This is a genomic window from Guptibacillus sedimenti (genome assembly GCF_028610665.1).
Classification (GTDB): Bacteria; Bacillota; Bacilli; order Bacillales; family Guptibacillaceae; genus Guptibacillus; species Guptibacillus sedimenti.
In genome coordinates, this window is the sequence record NZ_JAQQWV010000008.1 from 20231 (window position 1) to 47043 (window position 26813).

Annotated in this window: 23 protein-coding genes and 4 tRNA genes; 2 read left to right on the forward strand and 25 right to left on the reverse strand. The window is 39.7% G+C overall.

Translation table 11 applies throughout. From position 1 onward, the window contains the following. Positions 1-4 precede the first annotated feature (4 nt). On the reverse strand, positions 5-739 hold the full coding sequence (nagB, locus tag PQ578_RS19995) for a glucosamine-6-phosphate deaminase (protein WP_273836356.1): 735 nt from the start codon (positions 737-739) through the stop codon (positions 5-7). Then, complete coding sequence (gene nagA, locus PQ578_RS20000; RefSeq protein ID WP_273836357.1) at positions 717-1931, reverse strand: N-acetylglucosamine-6-phosphate deacetylase; 1215 nt, start codon at positions 1929-1931, stop codon at positions 717-719. The genes nagB and nagA overlap by 23 nt, the downstream gene beginning before the upstream one ends. 181 nt (positions 1932-2112) lie before the next feature. Here nagA and nagE point away from each other — a divergent pair, with 181 nt between their 5' ends. Then, positions 2113-3972, forward strand: coding sequence for an N-acetylglucosamine-specific PTS transporter subunit IIBC (gene nagE, locus PQ578_RS20005; protein ID WP_273836359.1), 1860 nt, complete (start codon positions 2113-2115; stop codon positions 3970-3972). A 47-nt stretch (positions 3973-4019) separates the two neighbouring features. Here the strand turns inward: nagE and PQ578_RS20010 are convergent, their stop codons facing one another. From PQ578_RS20010 to mqo, 4 genes are all read right to left on the reverse strand, one after another. After that, positions 4020-4580 carry a hypothetical protein gene (locus PQ578_RS20010; RefSeq protein ID WP_165998979.1) on the reverse strand — a complete coding sequence of 187 codons (561 nt, stop codon included), beginning with the start codon at positions 4578-4580 and terminating at the stop codon, positions 4020-4022. 12 nt (positions 4581-4592) lie between these two features. Beyond that, the gene (locus tag PQ578_RS20015) at positions 4593-5780 is read right to left on the reverse strand and encodes a ParM/StbA family protein (protein ID WP_098445589.1); all 1188 of its coding nucleotides are present in this window, start codon (positions 5778-5780) and stop codon (positions 4593-4595) included. Between the two features lie 473 nt (positions 5781-6253). Beyond that, a complete protein-coding gene (locus tag PQ578_RS20020; protein ID WP_273836363.1) occupies positions 6254-6520 on the reverse strand; it encodes a DUF4190 domain-containing protein in 267 nt (88 codons plus the stop codon). A 136-nt stretch (positions 6521-6656) separates the two neighbouring features. After that, on the reverse strand, positions 6657-8219 hold the full coding sequence (gene mqo / locus PQ578_RS20025; protein WP_273836404.1) for a malate dehydrogenase (quinone): 1563 nt from the start codon (positions 8217-8219) through the stop codon (positions 6657-6659). A gap of 421 nt (positions 8220-8640) precedes the next feature. On the opposite strand from mqo, the gene PQ578_RS20030 reads away from it, so the two are divergent. Next, positions 8641-9639, forward strand: coding sequence for a tRNA dihydrouridine synthase (locus PQ578_RS20030; protein ID WP_273836365.1), 999 nt, complete (start codon positions 8641-8643; stop codon positions 9637-9639). 153 nt (positions 9640-9792) lie between these two features. Here the strand turns inward: PQ578_RS20030 and yiaA are convergent, their stop codons facing one another. The 19 genes from yiaA to PQ578_RS20125 all read right to left on the reverse strand — a co-directional run bounded on the left by yiaA (position 9793) and on the right by PQ578_RS20125 (position 26799). Further along, positions 9793-10257, reverse strand: a complete 465-nt coding sequence (gene yiaA, locus PQ578_RS20035) for an inner membrane protein YiaA (RefSeq protein ID WP_273836366.1) — start codon at positions 10255-10257, stop codon at positions 9793-9795. A 287-nt stretch (positions 10258-10544) separates the two neighbouring features. Next, a complete protein-coding gene (rlmH, locus tag PQ578_RS20040) occupies positions 10545-11024 on the reverse strand; it encodes a 23S rRNA (pseudouridine(1915)-N(3))-methyltransferase RlmH (RefSeq protein ID WP_273836367.1) in 480 nt (159 codons plus the stop codon). A gap of 109 nt (positions 11025-11133) precedes the next feature. Next, positions 11134-11298 (reverse strand): CxxH/CxxC protein, encoded by a 165-nt coding sequence (locus PQ578_RS20045; RefSeq protein WP_273836368.1) that lies wholly within the window; start codon positions 11296-11298, stop codon positions 11134-11136. A 79-nt stretch (positions 11299-11377) separates the two neighbouring features. Further along, on the reverse strand, positions 11378-12589 hold the full coding sequence (locus tag PQ578_RS20050) for a S1C family serine protease (protein WP_420541605.1): 1212 nt from the start codon (positions 12587-12589) through the stop codon (positions 11378-11380). 77 nt (positions 12590-12666) lie between these two features. After that, on the reverse strand, positions 12667-13461 hold the full coding sequence (locus tag PQ578_RS20055; RefSeq protein WP_273836369.1) for an MBL fold metallo-hydrolase: 795 nt from the start codon (positions 13459-13461) through the stop codon (positions 12667-12669). A 14-nt stretch (positions 13462-13475) separates the two neighbouring features. Beyond that, positions 13476-14375, reverse strand: coding sequence for a two-component system regulatory protein YycI (locus PQ578_RS20060; protein ID WP_273836371.1), 900 nt, complete (start codon positions 14373-14375; stop codon positions 13476-13478). After that, positions 14362-15747, reverse strand: a complete 1386-nt coding sequence (locus PQ578_RS20065) for a YycH family regulatory protein (RefSeq protein WP_273836408.1) — start codon at positions 15745-15747, stop codon at positions 14362-14364. The genes PQ578_RS20060 and PQ578_RS20065 overlap by 14 nt, the downstream gene beginning before the upstream one ends. A gap of 2 nt (positions 15748-15749) precedes the next feature. Continuing rightward, positions 15750-17552 (reverse strand): cell wall metabolism sensor histidine kinase WalK, encoded by a 1803-nt coding sequence (walK, locus tag PQ578_RS20070; protein WP_098445598.1) that lies wholly within the window; start codon positions 17550-17552, stop codon positions 15750-15752. 7 nt (positions 17553-17559) lie between these two features. After that, positions 17560-18267 (reverse strand): response regulator YycF, encoded by a 708-nt coding sequence (gene yycF / locus PQ578_RS20075; protein WP_098445599.1) that lies wholly within the window; start codon positions 18265-18267, stop codon positions 17560-17562. A 222-nt stretch (positions 18268-18489) separates the two neighbouring features. Continuing rightward, a complete protein-coding gene (locus tag PQ578_RS20080) occupies positions 18490-19896 on the reverse strand; it encodes a peptidoglycan DD-metalloendopeptidase family protein (protein WP_273836373.1) in 1407 nt (468 codons plus the stop codon). 274 nt (positions 19897-20170) lie between these two features. Then, positions 20171-20246: transfer RNA gene (locus PQ578_RS20085), tRNA-Phe, on the reverse strand. A 49-nt stretch (positions 20247-20295) separates the two neighbouring features. Beyond that, positions 20296-20371 (reverse strand) — tRNA-Asp (locus PQ578_RS20090). Between the two features lie 111 nt (positions 20372-20482). Continuing rightward, positions 20483-20559, reverse strand: a tRNA-Met gene (locus tag PQ578_RS20095). 91 nt (positions 20560-20650) lie between these two features. Next, positions 20651-20726 (reverse strand) — tRNA-Lys (locus PQ578_RS20100). A 118-nt stretch (positions 20727-20844) separates the two neighbouring features. Then, entirely contained in the window at positions 20845-21282 is a 438-nt protein-coding gene (locus tag PQ578_RS20105) for a PilZ domain-containing protein (RefSeq protein ID WP_273836374.1), read from the reverse strand. 128 nt (positions 21283-21410) lie between these two features. Then, on the reverse strand, positions 21411-22697 hold the full coding sequence (locus tag PQ578_RS20110) for an adenylosuccinate synthase (RefSeq protein WP_165998994.1): 1287 nt from the start codon (positions 22695-22697) through the stop codon (positions 21411-21413). Between the two features lie 275 nt (positions 22698-22972). After that, positions 22973-24334: a replicative DNA helicase gene (gene dnaB / locus PQ578_RS20115; protein ID WP_098445603.1), complete on the reverse strand. Its 1362-nt coding sequence runs from the start codon at positions 24332-24334 to the stop codon at positions 22973-22975. 48 nt (positions 24335-24382) lie between these two features. Continuing rightward, a complete protein-coding gene (gene rplI / locus PQ578_RS20120; protein WP_159786940.1) occupies positions 24383-24826 on the reverse strand; it encodes a 50S ribosomal protein L9 in 444 nt (147 codons plus the stop codon). Then, positions 24823-26799: a DHH family phosphoesterase gene (locus PQ578_RS20125; RefSeq protein ID WP_273836375.1), complete on the reverse strand. Its 1977-nt coding sequence runs from the start codon at positions 26797-26799 to the stop codon at positions 24823-24825. The genes rplI and PQ578_RS20125 overlap by 4 nt, the downstream gene beginning before the upstream one ends. Positions 26800-26813 lie beyond the last annotated feature (14 nt).

Consider the following 26813-nt stretch of genomic DNA (forward strand, 5'->3'; position numbering starts at 1 on the left):
CCTTTCAGCGCACATTTACGCCAGACAACGCTTCTTTATCAGCAATTATTGTAACATGAGAATGCTTGTTTAATACCGATGCAGGAAAAGACTCGTCGACTTCACCTTCCATCAATTTTTTCATCGCATCGTTTTTCGATTCACCTGATACAAGTAGTAAAATTTCTTTGCTTTTCATAATCGTTGCAATCCCCATCGTAATGGCCTGGTATGGCACTTCCTTTATATCATCAAAAAATCGTGCGTTGGCTTCTCTTGTTGATTGCGCCAGTTCAACAATGTGCGTCGTTGCTTGAAAGGATGTTCCCGGCTCATTAAAGCCAATATGACCATTACTCCCCATGCCAAGAAGCTGAACATCGATCCCACCCGCTTCCTCAATACGCTCTTCATAGCCTTTACATTCTTCTACGAGATCAAGAGCAGTTCCGCTCGGGAGGTGAATATTTGTCGGAGGAATGTCGATTTTTTCAAATAAATTGTCGTACATAAAGGCGTGGTAACTATTTGGGTTTTCTGGCGAAAAACCTACATATTCATCAAGGTTGTATGTTGTCACCTTTTTATATGACGTGCCGTTTTGTTCATAGTCCTTTATTAGTCGCTTATATGTCCCAAGTGGCGTTCCTCCAGTCGCAAGGCCGAGTACAATCGCCGGGTTTGTTTGCACTTTGTCTATTAGATAATTTGCTGCAAGTTCACTCATGTGTTCGTAATCATTCGCTTGAATAATTCTCATTTTCCTCACTCCTTTCATTTGAATATGCAAGATGCCCTTTACAGAAAGTCATTATGACTTCCCCGTCTTCAGATCGTACGAAAAGATCTGCCTCTTTTCCTACAGCCAGACTGCCTTTACGATCAAAAACTCCGAGCTGTTTGGCAGGATTTTCTGATGCCATTTTAATCGCACTTTCAAGGGAGCATTTTGTATACTCTTGAATATTAGTAAGGGCGTCTTTCATTTTTAATACACTACCCGCTAAAGTGCCGTTTTCTAATAGCGCCTTACCATCTTTGACTTCTACTTCCTGTCCACCTAAATCATAGCGACCATTTTTAAGACATTTCGCTCGCATTGCATCCGTTATTAAAATCACGCCTGCATCCGTTTTTTGCTGATAAGCTAATTGAATCATCTCCGGTCGAACATGATATCCGTCTGCAATCACTTCTGTTTTTAATTGTTCATTCAATAATGCAGCTCCTACAACACCTGGCTCTCGATGATGTAGTCCTTTCATTCCGTTATAAAGATGCGTAATATGCGTAGCGCCGCATTTTACTGCTTCCATCACTTGCTGATAAGTGGCATCAGAATGACCAATTGATGCGATAATACCTCGATAAGTCAAATAACGAACGAGCTCTAAACCACCTTCTTTTTCAGGAGCAAGCGTCACGAGTTTAATCTTTTCTTTTGCAAGCTTATTCCAAGCTTCAAAAACTCGAATGTCCGGTCGCTGCATCGCGTGCAGCGGCTGCGCACCTGCTCTCTCACTATTTAAGAATGGTCCTTCTAAATGAATGCCAAGAACTTCAGCATGACCTGCCTTTTGGTTCTCCTCCACATACTCTCCTGCATTCTTCACAGCACGTTCGATTGCTTTTGGATCCTGGGTAATGGTCGTTGCTAAAAAGCTTGTTGTGCCTTCGCCAGGAAGTGCTTTAGTGATCGTATCTAGTGCTTCCGTCGTTGCATCCATCGTATCCGCTCCATTCACCCCGTGAATATGAACGTCAATCATACCTGGAAGCAAAGATACTTTCTCATGGAACGTATATACTTTTTCACCATCACTTTTATTACGTTGCTTTGCCGGCCCAATTTCAGTAATGATGCCATTCTCAACTTTAATGTAACCATTCTCAATCGTTTCTCGTTCGCTAAACACTGTTACCTGATCGATAACGAAACTTGTCTCAGCCAAACCAAACACTCCTCGCAGTTCTGTTAAATGAATACTACCACCATTAAGTACAGTTGTCTATACCAGTAATCAATCCAATGTTAGATCAGACGACATAATTGGTATAGACAACTATATTTAGTGCTGTTATGATGAACAGGATAATAAAACGTTTTCAAATTTTGAAAGGGGTTGAACGTTTATGCTCGGAGCTTTACAACGCATTGGTAAGTCATTGATGCTTCCGATTGCCGTACTTCCGGCTGCAGCTTTGCTACTGAGGCTGGGACAAGATGACTTACTTGGTATTCCATTTGTCGCTGCTGCAGGTGGAGCAATATTTGATAATCTTGCTCTCATTTTTGCCATTGGTGTGGCGATTGGCTTCTCAAAAGATAGCAACGGAGCAGCCGGTCTAGCAGGGGCAATTGGTTACCTGGTTCTGACTCAGGGAACTCAAGCAGTTAATGAAAACATTAACATGGCGATTCTTGGAGGGATCTTATCTGGTATCGTTGCTGGACTGCTTTATAATCGATTTCACGATATTAAACTCCCCACCTGGCTTGGTTTCTTTGGAGGGCGGCGGTTTGTACCAATCGTTACAGCCACTGCAATGGTTATACTTGCAGGACTATTTGGATTTGTATGGCCTCCTATTCAGGAAGGTATTAACGCGATAGGACAGTGGATTATTGATGCAGGCGCACTTGGGGTAGGGGTATTCGGATTCTTAAATCGATTGCTTATTCCTTTCGGGTTGCATCACGTACTAAATAGTTTGGTCTGGTTCGTTTTCGGTGAATATAACGGCGCCACAGGTGATCTGAATCGATTCTTTGCCGGAGATCCTTCAGCCGGTATTTTCATGGCTGGCTTTTTCCCTATCATGATGTTCGGGCTACCTGCAGCGTGTTTTGCGATGATTGCTGCGGCTAAAAAAGACAGAAGAGCTGAAGTAAGCGGAATGTTAATCGGTATTGCCTTTGCATCATTCTTAACAGGTATTACGGAACCGATTGAATTCGCCTTTATGTTCTTATCACCTTTATTATATGGTATTCACGCTCTTTTAACAGCTAGCTCCATGGTTCTCACTTACGTTCTAGACATCCACCATGGATTTGGCTTCTCTGCCGGTGCCATTGACTTTTTCCTTAATTATGGACTAGCACAGAAAGCAGGACTATTACTTGTTATTGGTTTGATTTACGGAGTCATATATTTTGTGGTATTCTACTTCTTAATAAAAAAATTAAACTTAAAAACACCTGGTCGAGAAGACGAAGATATGGCCACGGAAACGACTTCTCTTACTGAAGGTGACAAATACGATGTGATGGCTGGACATTTTATTCGCAGCATTGGCGGCATTGATAACATTTCATCCATCGATAACTGTACAACAAGACTACGTTTACAAATGAATGATATGTCAAAAGTAGACGAAGCAGAATTAAAGCGTTATGGAGCTCGAGGCGTGGTCAAAGTGAATAATCGTAACCTACAAATTATCGTCGGAACAGATGTTGAATTTGTGGCAGATGCCATGCGAGGCACGCGCTCTAATCCATCTAAAGCGACTACTAACGCTGGAACATTAACAAAAACAATAGCAGATCAAGCGTTTATTATGCCAGTAAAAGGAAAGATCATTCCATTGAACGAAGTGCCAGACGAAGTATTTTCTGCCGGAATGATGGGAGATGGTTTCGCCATTCTTCCTGAAGACGGCCATTTTGTTTCGCCAGTTGACGGCGAAGTCATAAGCGTCTTCCCTACTAAGCATGCAGTCGGTATCAAATCTGAAAGTGGAGTCGAAATATTGATACATGTCGGCATTGATACGGTCAATTTAAAGGGCGAAGGGTTTACGACTCATGTAAAAGAAGGAGATACAATCAAGAGAGGGGATAAACTAATGACTGTTGATTTAAGTAGCGTCAGAAGTGCTGTGCCATCTCTTGCCACTCCAGTCATTTTCACAAACTTACAAACGTTAAAAATTAAAAAGACAGGAAACATTCCTCAAGGCGATAGCGGGATCATTTCGATTGATTAATCGCTAGAAAATGAAGAAAGGCAGCGGAAATTCCGCTGCCTTTCGTTTTATTTATTCATTTTATCAAGAAATCCGCCGAGCAAATCATCTACGCTCTCTTCTTCCTCTTCTTCAACCGCTGAGCTTTGCTCTTGTTTTGCCTGATCCCAATCAAAATTCATTAGATCATCATCAGACATCTGTGGTAAAGCCTCAACAGGTTCTGATACTTCTCTCTGGACTGCTCTTTCTTCCTGCAAATAAAGGGCCTGATCAATATCAATCGAGTTACTGTTAAATGATGCAAGAAGAGATGCAGCGCGTACAGGATCTGATAAAATTTGGTAAACGATGTTTCCAAGAAGCGCTTCTGAATGCTCATGTTTTAACCAATCCCTTTGGGCTTTGCTTAATCCCTTGGGCAAAGGTACTGTAATTGCATCATTATCGCGTCTGATCGTTTGCGTGACACCATCTAAAACATACTCCGCAATGCGGCTTGAGAAGTTCCGTTTTTCTTCCTCTTTTAACTTCTGCAGCTGCTTTAGAATATGATCAGGTGTATCAGAAGGAAGGCGAAAAGTGATCGCCTGTCCTCTCTGTAACCCCGTCATCCCCGCCTTTTTCATCAAATCACCCTACTAGTTTTTGACCTTGTTCTTTTCTTCTTTCTTATCCTGGTGCTGAGGCTTGCTATTTTTACGAGTGAAGTCAGAGATGAGCTTGTAGTACGCATTCGACATCATCCAGATGCTTTCTTTCTCATCTTCAAAGAAATCAATATTGTACCCATCAAGGTTATTGTTCAACGTTTTGAGGTAATCTTTCAATACAATTGAACCGCCGCCAACGAAATAGCAGATTTCAGATTGAGAGTTCTTCTGCCATACGTTACGAAGGTGACGATATTGTTTCTTCGCAAGCTCTAAGAGAATACGATCTGTAATATCATGAACGCTTGTACGACTTCCGCGGACCATAATGTGATTACGATCGTTCTTCTTCGTAATAATATCTACCACATCACGACGGCTATCGAGTTCTACTCCGTGCTTCGAGCGAATTTCTTCACGTATGGCTTCAAGCGACTCAGCGACGCCAAGGTTAAAGCCCTGTGCCTTATCATCGTCGACATTACGGTTTTTAATAACCGCGATATCGGTAGAAAGACCACCAATGTCTTGAATTAAAATTCGCTTGTCGATCAAATCTTTATTAATGATATTTAAATCGCTATCCATAACAAGGTTAATGTAAGCTGCAAATCCCTCAGGATAAACTTTCACTTCATCAAATTTAATATTTACTTTCTTACCTTGATATTTCGGTGTTACAAGAAACTCTACCTGGTGCACAGATCCAAGAAGTCTTGAACGATAACCAACGTCTTTTCCTTCTTTTACTTCACGAAGCGGAAGACCTGTACCAAGTGTGTAATTGGCATCAATCACGCCGTTTTGGTTTTTGAAATTCGCTGAGTTCTTTGGATCAACTGCATCTAAAGCTAGAGAAGCAAACAGCATAACTAGTGTTTGGTCTTCTTCTGACTTTGCACTTCCAGGATCTAATTCAGTCGGGTTGTCACTCTTTGTTGCTAGATTACCAACTCGGTAGATCGCATTGTTATCCTTCAAAGCAGGGGAATGAACGCGAATGTGAATACCGTCAAGCGGATCTTTCGTATCCAATTCTTCAATTCCAATAACCGGGCGATCTTCTATATCTCTTGCAATCACATTTGGTATGTATAGGTCAGATTCGATTTTTCCATAGATTCCTTTTAGTGAGTCGTTACCTACATCGACTGCTGCAATTCTTGAATTACTCATAAAAATAATCCATCCTTTCATATTTAAAATCTAGTATTTCTACTATTAACTTAAAATTTATAGAATTTTTCAACCGAAGTCAATGAGCCATTCTATCTAGTTTACAAATATGTTTACTTGTATACAAAAACGTACACACGTAAACATATTTTGTATACATGTATACGTTTTTGTACACATATTGATATAAAGACATGTGTACGCATTTGTATACTTGTGTACATAAAAAGTTTACAAGAATACAAAATTGTATTCTTGTAAACAAATTTTGTATACATACATTTTTTTCTGCTCAGATTAAGTTTTAGCTACTTCCTTACATCCTTACTCTTACTCTCTTGTTAAAAAAGATAGTTAAAAGGATGGCCCAATTAGAATAGAGAAAGAGCTAACTAGTTTATTAATTTAAAATTTATTGATAAGAAAAAGACTACACGAGAGGTAGTCTTTTTAAGAAGTTTATATAAAAGGGGTTACATGAAAAAAACGACTCCTGCCCAAAACCATATTTTCAAACCTAACGTAACAATGCCAGTTACAAGACCTGTTATAGCAAATCCTTTCTTAACCGGGTTTTTCTTGCCGATTATCCCAAAAATGATGGCCAGAATAGCCAATGGATAAGGAATTAGAGGAATTAAAAAGAGGACAAGGCCTATGATGCCCAATACCATTGAGGATACAGCTAGACCATTACTGCTACTCTCTGGTTGAGGTGTTGTATTTACGTTACCTTCCAAATCAAATTCCCCCTTTTGAATCTGTTTTTTTTCATAATTGAATGTATTTGAGGAATGAGCATTTTATTACATAAAAGAAGCATGTAGCAGTTTCTTTATGCCACACGCTCACATTTTTTCTATATCTTATCAGTGATCAGCTATAAACAGGTTCGCCTTCATTAAGACCAAGAGTCTGAGCAATTAAGTGATTAATTTCCTTGAATAACTCTGGATTCTCTTCTAAAGCATATCCATGTGATGGGATCATTTCTTTAATTTTAGGCTCCCATTCTTGTAGGTATTCAGGGAAACATCTTTCAAAAACCTCTAACATGACATGTACAGCAGTGGATGCACCTGGGGATGCACCAAGTAGCGCTGCAATTGAGCCATCTGAAGCCGTAACCACCTCTGTACCGAATTGAAGCGTTCCTTTGCCCTGTTCTTCCGTATCCTTAATAACTTGTACACGCTGTCCAGCTACAACGATATCCCAGTCTTCCTTTTGTGCTGTCGGGATAAATTCACGCAATTCTTCAATGCGCTTATCCTCGGATAACATTACTTGTTGGACAAGGTATTTCGTTAATCCCATTTCCTTAACGCCTGCAGCCATCATCGTTAATACATTATTAGGCTTTACTGAACTAATTAAATCCATATTTGAACCAGTTTTAAGAAATTTAGGCGAAAATCCTGCAAATGGACCAAATAATAGGCTCTTTTTATTATCAATGAACCTTGTATCTAGATGAGGAACAGACATTGGAGGCGCTCCCACTTTCGCTTTGCCATAAACCTTACCATGGTGTTTTTCAATCACTTCTGGATTATTGCAGACCATGAACAGTCCACTTACTGGAAAGCCGCCAATTTGTTTTGATTCGGGTATACCGGTTTTTTGAAGCAATGGAAGGCTACCGCCCCCTCCTCCAATAAAAACAAAGTCTGCGGTATGCAATTCTAAGTTATCATTCGCCATATCTTTTACTTTTACTTCCCACAGGCCATCTTTCGTACGTTTAATATCCTCTACGCTACTCTTGTAGTGAATGTCTACATTCTCGCGTTCTAAGTGCTCAAACATGAGACGGGTTAACGCCCCAAAATTCACATCTGTACCAGAATCGATTTTTGTGGCAGCCATCGGCTCATCCGACGAACGACCTTCCATAATAAGTGGAATCCATTCCTTAAGCTTTTCAGGATCCTCAGAAAGTTCCATGCCCTGAAACAGAGGATTTCCTGACAACGCTTCCAAACGCTTTTTCAAAAACTTTACGTTATCTTCTCCAAAAACCAGACTCATATGGGGTATTGGTTTAATGAATTGTTGTGGATTGTGGATTAAGCCTTTGTTAACGAAATAAGACCAGAACTGTTTAGAGAGCTGGAACTGCTCGTTAATCTTGACCGCCTTGCTAATATCAATTGATCCGTCCGCTTTTTCAGACGTATAGTTTAGTTCGCATAGAGCAGAATGACCTGTCCCTGCATTATTCCATTCGTTCGAGCTTTCTTCTCCTGCACTTCCAAGTTTCTCAAATACTTTAACATTCCATTCAGGTGCTAATTCTTTTAATAAAGATCCCAAAGTTGCACTCATGACTCCAGCACCAATTAAGATAATATCTTTTGTTTGATTCTTGCTCATGATACCCTTCCTTGTCTCATTTATTTGTAATAAAAAGAATAGGCGCTCATGCTCAGATGTCATAAAAAGCAAGGCGACACTTAGGTACACAACATGTTCTATCCTAATTATACCTTATCATAGACAATTGTTATAATTGTAGAAAAAATAACAGATAATCTGATGCATTTTTACTAATTTTTACACATGATTAACTAGTAAAATGGTGAAAATAAAGATAGGTAAGAAACCAAAGTAGAAATCAGAAACCAGTTAAATAGGACATTTTAGTATGCTTCCCCATCCACCTAGTGTATAGACACTTTTGTTTTGATATGAGGCTCTGTTAACATAAATCGACTCGTTCTCTTGCACTTTTCGTATAATACTATTAAAGTATATATCGGTTGAAACCGAGTCTAACTTGCGATAGATCAGACGGAAACTTTTTTACTTTTTAATTTTGGGAATCGTTTTTCTCTTAAGGAAAGGGTTTAGATATAAAATGAAAGAGAATTTTTGGAAAGAGTTGCCACGGCCGTTTTTTGTTTTGGCACCGATGGAAGCTGTGACAGATGTCGTTTTTAGACATGTCGTGAGCGAAGCAGCAAGACCTGACGTATTTTTCACAGAATTTACAAACTCGGAAAGCTACTGCCATCCGAGAGGAAAAGACAGCTTACGAGGCAGACTTACATTTACGGAAGACGAACAGCCCATTGTCGCTCATATTTGGGGAGACAAGCCCGAATACTTCCGTGAAATGAGTATTGGTATGGCAGAAATGGGGTATCGTGGAGTTGATATTAATATGGGCTGTCCTGCTCCCAATGTTGCTCCAAAAGGAAAAGGATGTGGGTTAATTCGTCGTCCTGATGTTGCAGCAGAAATCATCCAGGCAGCAAAGGCTGGAGGGCTGCCCGTTAGTGTAAAGACTCGTCTCGGTTACACAGAAGTGGATGAGTGGCGTCACTGGCTAAGGCACCTTCTAGAACAGGATATTGTGAATCTTTCCATCCACCTTCGCACTAAGAAGGAAATGAGCGATGTAGATGCCCACTGGGAGCTTATTCCAGAGATCAAGAAACTTCGTGACGAGGTAGCACCTGATACGCTTCTGACGATCAACGGAGATATCCCAGACCGTCAAAAGGGACTTGAACTTGTAGAGAAATACGGCGTCGACGGAGTGATGATCGGACGAGGAATCTTCCATAATCCATTTGCTTTTGAAAAAGAGAAGAAAGAGCATACGAGTGAAGAATTGCTTGATCTGCTGAGACTCCACCTCGACCTTCATGATAAATATGATAGAGAACTCGAGCCACGGATCTACAAAGCGCTTCCCCGTTTCTTTAAAATATACGTTCGCAGTTTTCGCGGAGCAAGTGAATTGAGAAATCAATTGATGAATACAAAATCTACTGACGAAGCACGGGCTCTTCTAGATGAATTTATAGAGAACAATGGTTTAAAGGGCCAGAATGGTTTTACGGTTTCTTGAGTAAAATTTGTTTCGTTTAAAACGATAGTAGGTTCTTTCTAGGAGAGGAAAGCCAATCGTGCTTTTCTCTCTTTTTTTTTGTTATTTAAGTAAAAAAGCATTGGTAAGCAACTAGGCTTCTCAATGCTTCCATTATTTTAGCTCCACCGACTATTAATCTTTATCTCTAGCCACCTGAGTATCTCGAATGTTTTTCTGAATCGTAATAGCTGCAAATAGGCTAAGAACAAAGGACATACCATAGAATCCTTTTTCACTTAAAATAATACTTCCAGCGTTATAAAGTCCGATTGCCATCAAGCCAATGGCTACAATAACCGCTAACCAACTAAGGCCATAATAAATGCCCGAAACAGGGATATCCTCATCCTTGTCCCTCACCGCTTTTTGGAGGGATACAGCTGCATACAGTCCAAATACCAATACAGCGAAGTAATACCCCTTCTCATTGAGCTCCATTGCCGCATTGAAAAGGCCAATCAAATAAGCAGAAACACCGATGACCAAAGCTGTCCAACTTGCTCCTTTAAACGCAGCAGTCGGTTCACCTTCTTTTCTTTCCATCTTGATCTTTTTTTCAGTCGACTCCATTAACGGATTTTCATTCATATCAGACATTAGAAGCCCCCCTTTACTTTTATTCACCTTGTAAGTTTCCTATAAAAACCATTATAGCAATTTTCTACAAATTGTTTTTACTAAAATTGAAGAAATGATTTATTAATTAACCATATGATCATACTGAGGAACACCCACTCATTCATCACAGCTTTAAAATAAACGAGAATAGGACCCAAATCATATGTTTATGATCCGAGCCCTTTATAATTATTTCTGGATAATAGTTTCCGAGTCTACTTTTTTCATATGTGATATCTATTTCAGACCAGTAAAACCGTATTTATTTACTTATGATACGGTTCACCTCGATTAATCTTAAATGCTCGATACACCTGCTCCACCAAAATAAGCCGCATCAGCTGATGAGGAAACGTCATTTTTGAAAAAGAAAGCGTATCGTTTGCTCGTTTCAGAACCTCATTACTTAATCCAAGTGATCCACCAATGACGAAGGCAATCTTGCTTTTCCCATATGTCGCTAACTGATCAAGATCTCGAGCAAGTTGCTCAGATGTTTTCATTTTTCCATTTATGGCAAGAGCGATGACGTGTGCATCAGGTGAAATCTTAGATAAAATGCGGTCTCCTTCTGCTTTTTTCACCTGGATCATTTCCGTCTCACTTAAATTTTCTGGTGCTTTTTCATCAGGAACTTCAATCACGTCGATTTTAGCGAAAGGCCCTAATCGCTTTGTGTATTCTTCAATTCCCTGTTTCAAATATTTCTCTTTCAGCTTTCCTACCGTTACAATACTAATATTCAAAAGTTATCCCCACCTGTGTATCATTTTGTAAGTCCACAGCAAATAAACAGGTTATCCACAGTTTCTATCCACATATACACAATTTTCATCCACATATCGTGACCGAATATTAGTTCGACACCATATATGTTGCGTTATTTTTACAATACTCACACTCTGTGGACAACTTTTCTAAGTCATTTTCAACTTTCTCTAGTACAGGAAACTGTCCTGTTTCATCTACAGCAACATCAAGAGCCAACTCTACATGTTCTTCACAACAATAAATTTTCATACAATCGCTCCTTTCTAACCACATCGTTGCTAAGGGGTTTTTCCAAAAGGAAACAGGAGAGTTTCCTCCCCTGTTATGATTACGAATGCTGCTGCTCAGCTAGCGTAACTTCAACCTCTTGCTTAGTTCCTTCACGATAGATCGTTAATTTCACGCGATCGCCAATTTCTTTCTTCGTGTAAAGAAACTTACGTAGATCAATGGAATTCTTAATCTTATTCCCATCCATCGCTGTAATCACATCTAACTCTTTTAGACCCGCAATTTCTCCAGATGATGTTGGAAATACGCTCATCACCACAACGCCATAATCGACCTTATCAGGAAGCTTGAGAGACTCGCTCCAATGGTAAGTTGGAATTTCAGATAGTGATTTTGTTCCGATTCCAATCTCTGGTCTTCTTACTTCACCGTACGATTCAAGATCGTTAATAATTGGTTCAGCAATATTGATGGGAATTGAAAATCCGATTCCTTCTACGCTTGATTGGGCAATCTTCATAGAGTTAATTCCTACAAGTTGACCTGAAATGTTAATTAACGCTCCACCACTATTTCCAGGATTAATCGATGCATCTGTTTGAATAACATCTGCATTCCAATCAATCGTCCCGTTTTGATCTGTATCTACTGGAAAGGATCGCTCCGGATTACTGATTATCCCCTGCGTTACCGTTCCTTCTAAGAAGCCTAAAGGGTTACCGATCGCAATAGCTGGCTCACCTGGCTTTAACGTATCAGAATCGCCGAACTCTGCAACCATTGTAACCGCCTCAGAAGGGATTTTAAGCACCGCCAGGTCCATCAGAGGGTCAGTGCCTATAAGCTCTGCTGAAACGCGTTTCTCGGCGTTTAAACTCACCTCAAGCTGCCCCGCACCTTCTACTACGTGATTATTCGTTACAACAAAAGCATCTTTACCCTCTTTTTTGTAGATAACACCTGATCCCGCTCCAGCTTCTCCGTAATCTTCTGCCCAAAAATCGGTTTTCTGCAGATTAATAACACCTACTACCGCTTCCCCTACATTCTGTACCGCTGAAGTAATATCATTTGTTACATCAATGCTAAGGTTCTTCGTAATCGGTTGCTGTTCAGCTTCTGATTCCGCTTCCTCTTCTTGAGGAGGAGCAATATCAGGTAGTACCCCTACGTCTGATAGAGCAGGAACCGTAAATAGAATGAGCAGTGCACCGAGGATCGCACCAACTAATCCCGCCACAAATGCTCCGCCGCGGTTCCCTTTCTGCCGCATTGGTCGGTTGTTTTCATCGCCATCATAATAGCCCAAAGTGTTCACCAATCCTTTCAATTAAAAAAGGAGACCTTTAAGACCAATTTCGTTCACCAAAACTCTTCTCTACGAATTTATAATTTTGTTAGAACGGTAGGGGAAGCAGGGTCTGTATCATATAACGCAACCTGTTCTCCTACTGCAAAACCATTTTGTTCAAGAGTTTGTTGGACAGAAAGTCTTGCCAGGTCTTTCATGTTATTATCTTTACTTAAATGGGCTAAATAAATACGCTTTGTTTGATCACCAATAATGTCCGATAAGGCTGCCGCAGCATCTTCATTTGAAACGTGCCCCATATCGCCTAGAATACGTCTCTTCACGTTCCATGGATAGCGCCCCATCATTAACATGTTAATGTCATGATTTGACTCAAACACAAGCATATCTGAATTACGAATCGTTCCTTTAATGCGATCACTTACGTATCCAAGGTCAGTTGCAATACTCAACTTCTTGCCTTCGTGATGAAAGGCATAAAACATCGGCTCAGCTGCATCATGTGACACACCAAATGATTCAACATCCAGATCATCGAAAGTTTTGATTGTATCCATATCGAAATGAAACTTTTGCTCCACAGGTATTTCCCCAATTAATCCTGACATTGCATCCCATGTTTTTGCATTGGCATAAATGGGAAGTTTGTAGCGTCTGGCGAAAATACCAAGACCTTTAATGTGATCGCTATGTTCGTGCGTCACAAGCAACCCATCCAGATCTTTTGGATCAAGATGGGCTTTCGCGAATAGTTCTTCAAGTTTCTTTCCACTTAATCCGGCATCGACTAGAAGCTTGTGCTTCTCTGTACCAACATAAATGGCATTACCTGTGCTTCCACTTGCAAGCACACTAAATTCAAGAGACATATAACGTTCCTCTCCTACTCATCGCTTGTACCTGTCTTCGGCTTTGAAGGATCAGGCTGATCGCTGGCATCTGATTCCTTCTCATCCTGTTCACTTTCAATACTTTCTTCGGTATCACTAAACACTGTTTTTTCTATCGCATTAACGTAATAATTTTTTTCTGGATCATCATTCTTTTTATTCGATACAACAACTTGCCACGTTGGAACAAAAACAAATGTATCTCGCTCATCTTCGTTTGCGACAGTTGTATAATAACCAATCGACATATTTTCAACTTCATCATTTAAACCAATATCTTGTTGGTTTAATAAAAGGCCAATCGTTTCAGAAGCAGGATCAATTTTACGTTCTTTGCCTATTTTCTGAAGACTTAAATAAGTTTGTGTATAAGAAACAACTTTATCGTCCTTAAGTGTTACAATCAACATGCCTGATTCTTGACTATATATCGGGCGATCCTCAAACGTTTCTACGAAATACTTAATATTTGGGTTGTTTTCAGCAGGACCGTAATATTGATACTTCCCACCTTCGTAAACATACGTTTCCAGAAAGATCGAAAAAGCAGAAGGCTCTGTTGGATCACTTATAGGAAAAGGCTTCTTAAGCGTTGAAACTAATTTTTCTCCATCAAGTGTAATATCCTGACTCGTTCCTTCTTCTAACGTTTTTTCTTCTTCCTCTGTAAATTCATGAACATCTCCACTAATAAAAGACATTTTTTCTGATTGCACAGGAAGGTTCTTTTCATACGTTACGTTTAGATTTTTTAGCTGATCTTCAATCGTAACCTGTTTCTGTTGTTCAATTTCACTTAATTCCGTTTGCTTTTTAAATAAATCACTTGCGAGAAAGATATTAAACACTAGGAAGGTTAAGATTAATATCGTTTTCGTTCTATTCCAATCCAACTTCTTCCCCTCCCAGTGCATTGCTAGTAGATTGCAGCGGTGTCCAGGTACCATTCAATTTAACAAACCATTGGGGTATAAGCGAAAAGTCATATGGCTGATTTGCTGAACGATCAATTGTATAACCAACTGTCATGTTTTGTATCTCACTTGTTTTAAAGCTTCCTTCTTCAAGTAGGGCCTCAACATCTTCATAACCTGGCAGCTGACGTTCACTAATTTCCTTCGTGTATTGGATAATTTTCAACATCCGCTTGTACGTACTAACGTCATTATTTTCTAATGTCACGTTAACTTCATCTAAATCTTCTGTAGAAGAACTATAAACCGGATAACCTTCTGTATAAAGACGGAAAGTGATTTGATCTGTATTTTTCTGAGAAGATGTAACCCATTCGCTCAGCACATACTTATCATCGTTTAAATCAGTTACACGAAAGCCAAAATGTTTGTTAATAAAGCCATACGCATCAAGAATAGGTGATTCATTTGCGTCAAATTGACTTGACGTTGATGGTGGATTTTTAAAAACCATGTATTCATTATCGTAATTAAACGTTAAATCACGGCTTCCATCTGTATAAAGATCTGAAATGTTGTTAAACGTGTTCTTTTCAACCGTATCTTGTTCAGGGAAAAGCGCTTCTTTAAAATCTTCTTCATTTGCTAGTTCGTCTGTACTTCCTCCAAATGAAGCAATCGACTGACCTTGAATCGGTAAATAAAAAATGGGAGATTTATCAGAAACTTGAAGTTCATTAGCTCGGGCCATCTCCATTTCTTCTGCTTCATTACTCGTAATATCGAAGGAAGAGAAGACGTTTGCATACCATTCTTTCATTTTACTAGAAGCCTCAATCGTGGCACGCATGCCAACTTGACTCGATGTGTTGAGAAGAATGATCTCGTTATTTTTACCAGATGCAATTGAAGGAATAATAATACGATCAAACGTCGAAAGAGGAATATCGTCTTTTGATATACTCACTAATTTTTTTAACACATCATTTGAAAGCAAGGTAGGGAAAATAAGCTCAACGCTATCCCCTCTTCCCTCTAAATCTTCCATATCATTTTCCACCGTAAAGGATTTAATTTTAATTCCAGAAATAAATTCATTATAAAATTCATTAATGGTGTTGAAATTAAAGGAAGTAAAGTGCTGATTATCAATATGATAAACGAGCTGATTTGGCTTCACCACATCACTAATATTCACTTCCTGAATACCAACAGGACTTGCTTCTGTTGGTGCTGCTTCTTTCTCATACTCAGGTTCGAACGTCCAGATCTGCCAGGTGAGAAATAAACTAGTTAGAACAAGGACGTTCAATAAGATTGTTTTAAAATTCTCAAACTGCTTCTTTGTCATTCTCACTTGTCCTCAACCTCCCTTATTCGTTTATAAGGGAGAGTAAAGTAGATCGTTGTTCCTTGTCCCCACTTACTCTCTGCCCAGATGTCCCCATGATGTGCATGGATCATTTCCTTGGCAATAGCCAAACCAAGCCCAGTTCCCCCGATCTGCCTAGAACGGGCTTTATCGACGCGGTAGAACCGATCAAATATTTTTGAAAGATTATTCTTCGGAATCCCTACACCTTCATCACTAATGCTAATCCGGATCTTCTTACCAATCGTCCAGCATCGCGCAGTGATCGTACCGCCATCAGGTGAATACTTAATCGCATTGGATAGGATGTTATCCAACACTTGTGTCATTTTATCTTGATCGACTTTCGTATAAATTGCGACGCGAGGAAGCTGTCTGACGATGTTAATATTATCCCGCTTTGACATTTCAAATCGATCTAGGACATGATCAAACATTTCGACAAAATCAACTTCCGTGAACTCTAGACGATATTCCTTTTTATCCATTTTAGATAATTGCAGAAGATCATTCACTAATCGAATCATTCGTTCCGTTTCATTTTGCGTCACACTTAAGAAGCGAGGTGCAATCTCAGGATCCTGGAGCGCCCCTTCTTGAAGAGCTTCGAGATAACTTCTCATCGTTGTAAGTGGCGTGCGTAGCTCGTGTGACACATTGACAACGAACTCACGACGCTCCTGTTCAAGCTGTTCTTGTTCAGTAATATCATGGAGAACAGCAATTAACCCGTTAATAGGACCATCTTCTTTATGGATAATTGAAAAATTAACGCGTAAGATAAACGTTTGATGGTCATCACTTAAATCAAGAATCATTGAATCTGGTCCGTTGTAGACATCATCCCACGTTTTTTCTTCTGAAAACTGGAGAATTTTATTCAAAGATGTTCCAAGGACCGTTTCACGTGAAACGCTCATCATTTCTTCTGCACGATCATTCATTAAAATAATCATACCTTCTCGATCTGTAGCAATAACGCCATCTGTCATATAAGCAAGAACAGATGTAAGCTTACGACGCTCACCCTCCGTTATGGCATTAGCCTCTTGAAGTCTACGTGTTAAATCATTGAAAGCTAGAGCAAGTTGTCCGATCTCATCTTCACCATATACTTTTACTTTTCTGGTGAAATCTCCACGTGCCATGACAAGCGCTTGTCTTCGCATATCCGAAATTGGCCTTGTAATTGTACGAGAAATAATAATGCCAAGTAGCCCAGTTAACACTAATGCGATGAGAGCGGATTGAGCCAATAAGCTATTCACTTCATCTGCCTGTTCAAAGACTTGATTCATATTTGCTTGAATGTAGACTGCGCCGACAGTTGTATTGGTTTCGCCCTTTATAGGATAACTATAAGCAAAAAAACGTTCTCCTTCACTGTCGATCAAAATGTTTTCCTTTGACACGCCATTTAAAGCACTAGTCACATAATCGTTTGTTGCGCGTGTTCCTTCAAGACCGTCATCATTAAGCGTCCCGACTACCTGCCCTAATGAATTAACAACGAGAATTTGGCGAATTTCATTTTGCCTAAAATTTCTTATTAAGCTTGTAATCGTATTTTCTTCTTCATCACTCTTACTATTCACCTGATCAGACACATTATCAGCCAGGAGCTCAGCACGGTCTCGAATTGAACTCATATAGTTCTGCTGAAACTGATCTTCTAATTTGTCATTAAAATAAACAGAAATAAACTGAATCGCAACTAAAATGAGGAGAACATACACAATTGCAAACTTAAAATGGATGGACTTAAAAAAACCGACCTTTCCCATCTAAAGTTTACTGCTCCTGTTCCGGTTCACGCATATAGTACCCCACACCACGTCTTGTAATAATCCATGTCGGGTGGCTTGGATTATCTTCTACTTTCTCGCGCAAACGACGTACCGTTACGTCAACTGTTCTTACATCACCGAAATAATCATAACCCCATACGGTCTGTAATAAGTGTTCACGCGTCATCACTTGTCCGATGTGCTTCGATAAATAATGCAGCAGTTCAAACTCTCGGTGCGTCAATTCAATCGATTCCTCGCGCTTTGTAACAAGATAAGCATCTGGATGAATCGTTAGCGCCCCTACCTTAATAAGAGAATTTGGAGAAGACTCTTTCTCAGGCTCCTGCTGACGACGGCGCAAATTCGCCTTCACTCGAGCAATCAGTTCTCTTGTGCTAAAAGGCTTCGTCACATAGTCATCCGCGCCAAGTTCAAGTCCTAACACCTTATCAATTTCGGAATCCTTTGCGGTAAGCATAATAATCGGCATTTCATATTTTTTACGAACTTCTCGGCAAACTTCCATGCCATCACGCTGAGGCAACATAATATCCAAAAGAATCATATCAGGATTCTCTTCCTCAACTTTAGCAATAGCCTCATCTCCATCGTAAGCGCAAACAACTGTAAAGCCTTCCTTCTCAAGGTTAAATTGCAGAATATCCGCAATTGGTTTTTCATCATCTACAACAAGAATTTTCTTGTCCATTATGAACGCTCCTTCTTTGATATGACAATATCAATTTACCGTTGATATGAAACATGCATACTTTCGTCTATTTTATCATATTATGTAGGTTTTATTACGATCTTCCCTACAGCTCTTCCCTTAACTTCTTTAAGAGAAACGCTTCGCCTTCTATAGATCGCTCAAAAACACTAGCTTACCTATATAAAAGAAACCTTCAGCTCTCACTGAAGGCTCATCTCTTTATTTCTTTAAGTAATCCATCGGATTTTCTAACTCACCATTTTTATAGACTTCAAAATGAAGGTGGACTCCGGTCGACTTCCCTGTTGTTCCCATTACACCAATTTTATCACCTTTTTGTACCTTATCACCTTTTGTGACAGAGATTGATGCTAGATGAGAATAGGTTGTCTTCATTCCATTGTTATGACTAACCGTTACCTGTTTTCCATAACCACTTCTCGTACCTGCGGCTGTAACCTTTCCATTATCAACAGTTTTAATGGTTTTATCTGTCACACCAGCAATATCGATTCCTTTATGATAAGAACCCCAGCGTTCTCCCTGTTTACTAGTAATTGTACCTCCGACAGCTGGCCATCCAAATGTACCCGTTCCTTTAGAGGAAATTTCTTTCGTTCCAATCACTATTTCTTTAGAAATAGGTTTTTTCGTTACATCCTCTTTCACAACATCTTCCTCGACTACCTGCCCATTCTCATATTCCTTGGAATATGTAACAAGCTTCTTTCCTTTTTCTCCATCTTGCTTTACTTTCTCTTCGCCTTTAAGAAGTTTACTACTTTTTTTCTTAATCACTTCAAAATCGATTTCTTCTAATTTCTCGACTTCGATCGTTTCCAAAACAGTCGCAAACTCTTTTTCCTGAAGAACCTTCAGTTGATCGCCTTTCTTAATTTCATCATCATTCGAAAGATTATTTCGATCCAACAGTTCTTCTTTCTTCATTTTAAACTCTTCTGCAATTTCGTTAAGCGATTGATTTTTTTCTACTTCGTATTCCATCTCTTCCTTAAAGCCATTAGCCAAGAGCGAAACACCTTTTTCTTTAGACACAATGTCATTCGGATGAACCTCTACCTTTTCAATTTCGAAGGGACTAGAGAAGTCTACCGCTTCAACAGGATGAAACTCTTCTTCTGAATCTTCCATGCTTTTAACCGTCTTCTCAATTTCTTTTACTTTTTCATCAGAAAGAAAAGGTTTAGCATAGCTCCAAAGAGCATCCATGGCTTCTTTTTCACTCGAAAAGCTTCCAACCTGTTCGTCATGAAACGAAAGGGAGTGGCCTTCTCCAATAAACGTGATTTCCTCTTCTAGTTGTTCAAGAGCTTCCTTGTTATCATAAGGCGGTTTAAAAAGTCGTTCGGTTACGACTTCAACATCATTCTCAACTGAGAGCTCAATACCATCGATATCTTTTTCATCCTTCAGTTCTTCTATGTTTTTGTCTAATACCGCTCGATTATCAACCGTTCCGATATTTTCTCCATCTATATAAACATGATAAACAGGTTTCATTAAATTATGAACAGACGCTCCGACTGGTTCGATCCAAAGAAGCGAACTGAAACTTGTAACAATAATGGAAAGTTGTAAGAAACGACGTACATTCATTCTTTTCATGCGACTTCCTCCTGCAATAGCTGAAACTATCTTTTTTACTCACGTTTCGCACTTTATCATAAATAGGAAGTCACATGGGTACAAGTACTCAACTTGTAATAAAAATGTAGTCTTTTCGTCACGATCGTGGCAAGTGATGGTAATAAACTGGAAGGTTATTCATGAGTTACCACAAGAATTGATCAAGAGAGCACATTACGAAAATTCCTCAACAAAAAACGCATATCCCTCAAAGAGAGATATGCGATATATGTACGTTGTTAATTGAGAACTATGGTGGCTCCGGACGGAATCGAACCGCCGACACGTGGATTTTCAGTCCACTGCTCTACCGACTGAGCTACAGAGCCATTGAGATAATGTCTAGTAAGTTTTACTATTGCCATTTAATAGATTAAATGGCGGTCTCGACGGGAATCGAACCCGCGATCTCCTGCGTGACAGGCAGGCATGTTAACCGCTACACCACGAGACCAAGTTATGATTGTGTTTAGCTCACTTATGTTAGAAAGAAGTTATATATAGCTGTGAGTTTAGGTTGTCCCAAAAACGTAGAAGTAAATTCGACGTAGTCAGAATTTAGTATTGGTTGCGGGGGCAGGATTTGAACCTGCGACCTTTGGGTTATGAGCCCAACGAGCTACCGAACTGCTCCACCCCGCGACGATATGAGTGTAAATATGCTACACATGCTTCATTATGCTGTGCACTGTTTCTTCCTCTATATGTATCATTTCCATCTAAAGAAAGAAAATGGTGAGCCATGAAGGACTCGAACCTTCGACCCTCTGATTAAAAGTCAGATGCTCTACCAACTGAGCTAATGGCTCGTCATAAATATCTTGTAACGACGACAAGATTCATCATATCATTGGAATTCATAAAAAGCAAGCGATCTTCAAAATAAAATAAAAAAACAGTCATGGAGCAAGTTGATTTACTCTTACTTTACCCCTTTGCCTGTTTATTTAATCGCTCTTTCATCATTTCACGGATTTCTTGTTTACGACGATGACGTTTAATCGCAAAACGATTAACCTCTTGGAAAATCAAAGATGACTCCTTTTCCGTTTTGAGATAAAATTTTACACCGAAGAAGTTTCTTGCTCTCGTATTTGGGTCGTTAGGATCGTTGGGTTTCCCCCATACGACTTCACCTCTAATTCGGAATGGTTCATCGTTTAATTTGATTGAGAATTCCATATCCGTATGCATTGGTACTTCTAGATCTACTGAAAAACCAATACCTTCGAGTCCAATATCATGGATATATATTTTATGATTAAATTCTGGAGCGACAGGTGATTCTTTTTCAATAACTCTCATTCTTGCTGCAAATGGAACGTCAAGTTGCTGACGAAAAACCTGCCTTTTATTACGACTCATATGCACACCTCATTAAAGGTCACCGATTTTAATAGATTAAGTTTACCATAAAATTTGTTTTTCTGCAGAATTTTCCAACATTTAAACCCTAAAAAAAGCTGACAGTTTTAAGCTGTCAGCTCTGTTCATTAAGCAAAAACGCCACGAATCATATTTGTTTGATTGCGATCAGGTCCAACGGAGAAGATCGACAATGGAATGCCAGTAAGTTGTGATACGCGCTCAATATAATGACGTGCATTAGGAGGTAGCTCTCCTAAGTTCTTAACACCCGTAATATCTTCTTTCCAGCCAGGCATTTCTTCATAAACTGGCTCGCATTCAGCCAATACTTTAAGGCTAGCAGGAAATTCTTCAATAATTTCGCCTTTGTACTTATAAGCTGTACAAATTTTAAGCGTTTCAATTCCAGTTAATACATCAATTGAGTTCAGAGAAAGGTCTGTAATGCCACTCACGCGACGCGCATGACGGACAACAACGCTATCGAACCAACCAACACGACGAGGACGTCCCGTTGTTGTTCCATATTCATTTCCTACTTCACGAATTTGATCGCCAACTTCGTCATGAAGCTCAGTAGGGAAAGGGCCATCTCCAACTCTTGTTGTATAGGCTTTTGAAACACCTACAACATGATTGATTTTGCTCGGTCCTACTCCAGATCCAATCGTAACGCCACCAGCGATTGGGTTAGATGATGTAACAAACGGATAAGTACCCTGATCAATGTCGAGCATAACGCCCTGAGCGCCTTCGAAAAGAACACGACGTCCTTCATCAATTGCATCATTAAGAACGACTGAAGTATCTACAACATATTTTGCGATCTGTTGACCATACTCATAGTATTCTTCTAGAATATCCTCTTTTTTGAAACCTTCTACTTCATACATTTTTTCAAGAAGGCGGTTTTTATCTGTAAGGTTACGTTCTAATTTTTCTTCAAAAACTTCACGATCAAGTAAATCACAAATACGGATACCAACTCTTGCTGCTTTATCCATATATGCTGGACCGATTCCTTTTTTCGTCGTTCCAATTTTATTAGCACCTTTGTATTCTTCCTCAACGACATCGAGTTTTAAGTGATAAGGAAGAATAACATGCGCGCGATTGCTTATACGCAAATTATCTGTATTAATATTACGTTCATGTAAGTATGAGAGTTCTTCTAGAACGGCTTTTGGATCGACAACCATTCCATTTCCAATAACACAAATCTTATCATCATAAAAAATTCCTGATGGAATCAAGTGAAGTTTGTACTTCGTATCATTAAATACAATGGTATGTCCAGCATTGTTTCCACCCTGATAGCGAGCGACAACCTCTGCATTTTCCGAAAGGTAATCCGTAATCTTTCCTTTACCTTCATCGCCCCACTGTGTACCTACCACAACTACTGATGGCATTTGAGCACCTCCAGATGCTTCCTAGAATTATTTGTCAGAAGCATACTACTTTTTTAAAAAACCCAGGCTAAGTGTACCAATTTGATCCTAATAAGTCAACAAACCCGAACAATTATATAAGTAAAAGTAAATACGTTCGTTATTCAGTTTTGCTTCCCCATCAACATAAACAAATCATGCCCCTTTTATTATGCACAAAATTGGTCATCTAATAAAAGGTCGCCGCGCTAATACAATCTCCCAATAAATAAAAAAGCCTCAAAAATGAGGCTTTTTTAAGCACCTGGTGGCATGTCACCTTCATCGTGACGCCTCTCCAAATTAACGAACTTATTATATTCTTTCACAAATGCTAGCTCGACTGTTCCAACAGGACCATTTCGCTGCTTTGCAATAATAATTTCAATGATATTTTTATTCTCTGATTCCTTATCATAATAATCATCTCGATAAAGAAAGGCAACGATATCTGCATCCTGCTCAATACTTCCAGATTCACGAATATCCGACATCATCGGTCTTTTATCCTGTCTCGATTCAACACCACGTGAAAGCTGTGAAAGCGAAATAAGAGGGACTTCAAGCTCACGTGCAATCCCTTTTAGAGATCGCGATATCTCAGAAACTTCCTGCTGTCTGTTTTCACCAGATCCATTTCCACGTATCAGCTGCATATAGTCAATCAGAATCATACCAAGACCTTTTTCTTGCTTCAATCGCCTGCACTTGGCACGAATGTCACCAACACGAATACCTGGTGTATCATCGATATAGATTCCCGCATTCGAAAGACTTCCCATTGCCATCGTGAGCTTTTGCCAGTCATCACCTGTTAACCCACCTGTACGAAGACGCTGAGCATCTATATTACCTTCTGCACAAAGCATACGCATCACAAGCTGTTCCGCACCCATCTCAAGGCTAAAGATCGCGACATTCTCATCGGTTTTCGTTGCAACGTTTTGAGCAATGTTAAGCGCGAATGCTGTTTTACCTACAGAAGGACGTGCAGCTACGATGATTAAGTCGTTTCGTTGGAAACCTGCCGTCATTCGATCAAGCTCAGAGAACCCTGTAGGGATACCAGTGATGTCTTCTGTATTGTTCTGAAGCGTTTCAATATTGTCATAAGCAGTGACAAGAACATCTTTAATCGAGATAAAGGCTCCTGTATTCTTACGCTGAGAAACTTCCATAATTGACTTCTCAGCTTCCGAAAGAAGATTCTCAATTTCATTCTCTTTCGCATATCCATCAGATGCTATATCTGTTGCTGCGCGAATCAATCTTCTCAAGATCGACTTCTCTTCAACAATTTTAGAATAATACTCAACATTTGCAGCAGTTGGGACTGAATTAGCTAGATCACTTAAATAAGATACTCCGCCAATTTCCTCAAGAATCTTAAGATCCTGAAGCTCTGAAGTTACCGTGACAAGATCAACAGGCTCTCCTTTTTCAGAGAGATCGATCATCACAGAGAAAATCTTCTGATGTGCCGCTCGGTAAAAGTCTTCCGGCTGCAGTACCTCTGTTGCTGTTGTGAGTGCATCGATTTCCAAGAAAACAGCACCGATTACCGCTTGTTCAGCTTCAATATTTTGAGGTGGCGTACGATCAGCAAATAAATCACTCATGTTGTTTTCCCCCTGAGCAGTTCGCTATTTTCCACCCGTAATCACCTACTATTGCTCTACCACATGTACTTTAACAGTTGCTGTTACATCATGGTGCAATTTAAGGGGTACATTTGTGTAACCCAGGGAACGGATTGGTTCATCTAGTTCAATTTTGCGCTTATCAACTTTGATGTTGTGCTTTTTCAGTTCTTCAGCAATATTTTTGCTTGTAATGGAACCGAACAAACGGCCACCTTCACCAGATTTTGTTTCTAATTCAACCTCAAGGCTTTCGATTTTTTCCTTCAACGCTTTCGCTTCATCAAGCTCTTCTTGCGCTTTCTTATCGTCGCTACGTTGTTTCGCCTTTAGGGTTTTCATATTTGCATTATTCGCTTCTAGAGCAAGATTATTCTTAAGCAGATGGTTACGAGCATATCCATCTGCTACGTTTTTAACTTCACCTTTTTTACCTTTACCTTTTACATCTTCTAGGAAAATCACTTTCATGATTCATCTTCGCTCCCTTCCAAATAATTATCAATTGTTTCCTTAAGCATTTCTTCGGCTTCTTCAATTGACCCTGAGTCAATCTGCGTCGCAGCATTCGTTAAATGTCCACCACCATTAAGGCCTTCCATAATGATCTGAACATTCACTTCCCCTAGCGACCTAGCACTTATGCTAATTTTACCATCATTTCGTTTCGAAATAACAAAAGATGCAATTACGCCACTCATTGATAGAAGCGTATCTGCTGCTTGAGCAATTAATACTTGATCATAGGTCTGATCCTTTTCACCTAGTGCGATCGCAATCCCACTGCGATAAATGTGTGACTTCTCTATGATTTTGGCTCTTCTAATATACTGCGCAATGTCTTCACGAAGGAACTCTTGAACAAGCACAGTATCAGCACCATGCGCCCTCAAATAAGAAGCAGCGTCAAAAGTTCTAGAACCGGTCCTAAGCGTAAAGCTTTTCGTATCCACAATAATACCGGCTAGAAGTGCAGTTGCCTCCATGATGTCCATTTTAAGCCGTTTTGGCTGGTATTCAAAGAGTTCCGTAACAAGTTCCGCTGTGGAAGAAGCATAGGGCTCCATGTAGACAAGAACGGGATCTTCAATAAACTCTTCTCCGCGTCTATGGTGATCAATGACAACGACATGATCGAGCTTTTGCAAAAGCCGCTCTTCCATAACAAGTGAAGGTTTATGCGTATCGACGACAACTAAAAGCGTGTTAGGCGTACAATTCTCAAGCGCATCTTCAGGATCGATAAAACGTGCCCAAAGTTGCTCATTCCCTTCAATCTCTTCGATTAATCGTGAGACACCGCTAGTCCGTTGATTTTGATCAAAAACAATTGAACCTTCTTTTCCATTTGCCTGGGCTACTTTAAGAATACCAATAGAAGCACCAATGGAATCCATATCAGGGTTTTTATGCCCCATGATAATCACTTGGTCACTATCAAGGACAAGCTCCCGTAATGCATGGGAAATGACTCGTGCTCTTACCCTCGTTCGCTTTTCAATAGGGTTTGTCTTTCCACCATAAAATTTCACTTTTCCTGTCGTCTGCTTAATAGCAACTTGATCACCACCGCGTCCAAGCGCAAGATCAAGGCTAGATTGAGCCAACTGACCAAGTTCGGTAAGCGTACTATGTCCGCTACCAACTCCAATACTTAATGTAATCGAAACATTTTCCTTAGAAGTCGCTTCACGAACTTCATCAAGAATCGAAAACTTATTTTTTTCTAAGTCTTGAAGAATTTTTTGATTTAAAACAGCAAAGAATTTCTCAGAAGAACTTCGCTTCAAGAAGATTCCCTGTTCATCTGCCCAATTATTTAGAATCGATGTGACGGAGCTGTTTAAGTTACTGCGCACTTGGTCACCAAGACCCTGGGTGACTTCTTCATAGTTATCAAGATAAATGATCCCAACAACTGTTTTTTCTTCATTATAAAGACGCTGAATTTCAACTTTTTCACTCACATCAAAGAAATAGAGCAATCTTTCTTCTTGCTTAAAATACGTTTTGTATTTTCGATCATGAATCGTTAAAATCTCTTCATTCGCCTCTGATTTTAGAAAGGGAATAATTTGTTCGGAAATATCATTCACAGAAAGTCCTATCAATTGCTCTTTCTCCATCATGATAGGCAAATAAGGATTCGTCCATTCGATGTGATATTCCTCATCATACAGCAAGATTCCAAATGGCATTTCCATTAGAGCCTCGTCTCCCACCTTCTTTACGCGGTGAGACAGAGTCGAAACGTAGTCTCTAAGAGCAGCTTGGAATAAAGACTCAGCTCGAATCGCTGTATAAACAAGAAGCGTCATTACTATTACGCTCCCAATTCCTAATATCCAGTTGTAATAGGTGATGATGCCGATAAACAGGATGGAAATGACGAACAAGGCTACCACATGATAACCATGCCACCGTTTCGTTAAAAACTTTGGCATACTTTCAGCTCCTA

Excerpts from the sequence above, each read along its gene's own strand:
- nagB (WP_273836356.1), bottom strand. The coding sequence starts at position 739 with ATGAGAATTATTCAAGCGAATGATTACGAACACATGAGTGAACTTGCA.
- nagE (WP_273836359.1), top strand. The coding sequence starts at position 2,113 with ATGCTCGGAGCTTTACAACGCATTGGTAAGTCATTGATGCTTCCGATT.
- PQ578_RS20010 (WP_165998979.1), bottom strand. The coding sequence starts at position 4,580 with ATGAAAAAGGCGGGGATGACGGGGTTACAGAGAGGACAGGCGATCACT.
- PQ578_RS20015 (WP_098445589.1), bottom strand. The coding sequence starts at position 5,780 with ATGAGTAATTCAAGAATTGCAGCAGTCGATGTAGGTAACGACTCACTA.
- mqo (WP_273836404.1), bottom strand. The coding sequence starts at position 8,219 with ATGACATCTGAGCATGAGCGCCTATTCTTTTTATTACAAATAAATGAG.
- PQ578_RS20030 (WP_273836365.1), top strand. The coding sequence starts at position 8,641 with ATGAAAGAGAATTTTTGGAAAGAGTTGCCACGGCCGTTTTTTGTTTTG.
- yiaA (WP_273836366.1), bottom strand. The coding sequence starts at position 10,257 with ATGTCTGATATGAATGAAAATCCGTTAATGGAGTCGACTGAAAAAAAG.
- PQ578_RS20045 (WP_273836368.1), bottom strand. The coding sequence starts at position 11,298 with ATGAAAATTTATTGTTGTGAAGAACATGTAGAGTTGGCTCTTGATGTT.
- PQ578_RS20055 (WP_273836369.1), bottom strand. The coding sequence starts at position 13,461 with ATGTCTCTTGAATTTAGTGTGCTTGCAAGTGGAAGCACAGGTAATGCC.
- PQ578_RS20065 (WP_273836408.1), bottom strand. The coding sequence starts at position 15,747 with ATGACAAAGAAGCAGTTTGAGAATTTTAAAACAATCTTATTGAACGTC.
- walK (WP_098445598.1), bottom strand. The coding sequence starts at position 17,552 with ATGGGAAAGGTCGGTTTTTTTAAGTCCATCCATTTTAAGTTTGCAATT.
- yycF (WP_098445599.1), bottom strand. The coding sequence starts at position 18,267 with ATGGACAAGAAAATTCTTGTTGTAGATGATGAAAAACCAATTGCGGAT.
- PQ578_RS20080 (WP_273836373.1), bottom strand. The coding sequence starts at position 19,896 with ATGAAAAGAATGAATGTACGTCGTTTCTTACAACTTTCCATTATTGTT.
- PQ578_RS20105 (WP_273836374.1), bottom strand. The coding sequence starts at position 21,282 with ATGAGTCGTAATAAAAGGCAGGTTTTTCGTCAGCAACTTGACGTTCCA.
- PQ578_RS20110 (WP_165998994.1), bottom strand. The coding sequence starts at position 22,697 with ATGCCATCAGTAGTTGTGGTAGGTACACAGTGGGGCGATGAAGGTAAA.
- dnaB (WP_098445603.1), bottom strand. The coding sequence starts at position 24,334 with ATGAGTGATTTATTTGCTGATCGTACGCCACCTCAAAATATTGAAGCT.
- rplI (WP_159786940.1), bottom strand. The coding sequence starts at position 24,826 with ATGAAAGTGATTTTCCTAGAAGATGTAAAAGGTAAAGGTAAAAAAGGT.
- PQ578_RS20125 (WP_273836375.1), bottom strand. The coding sequence starts at position 26,799 with ATGCCAAAGTTTTTAACGAAACGGTGGCATGGTTATCATGTGGTAGCC.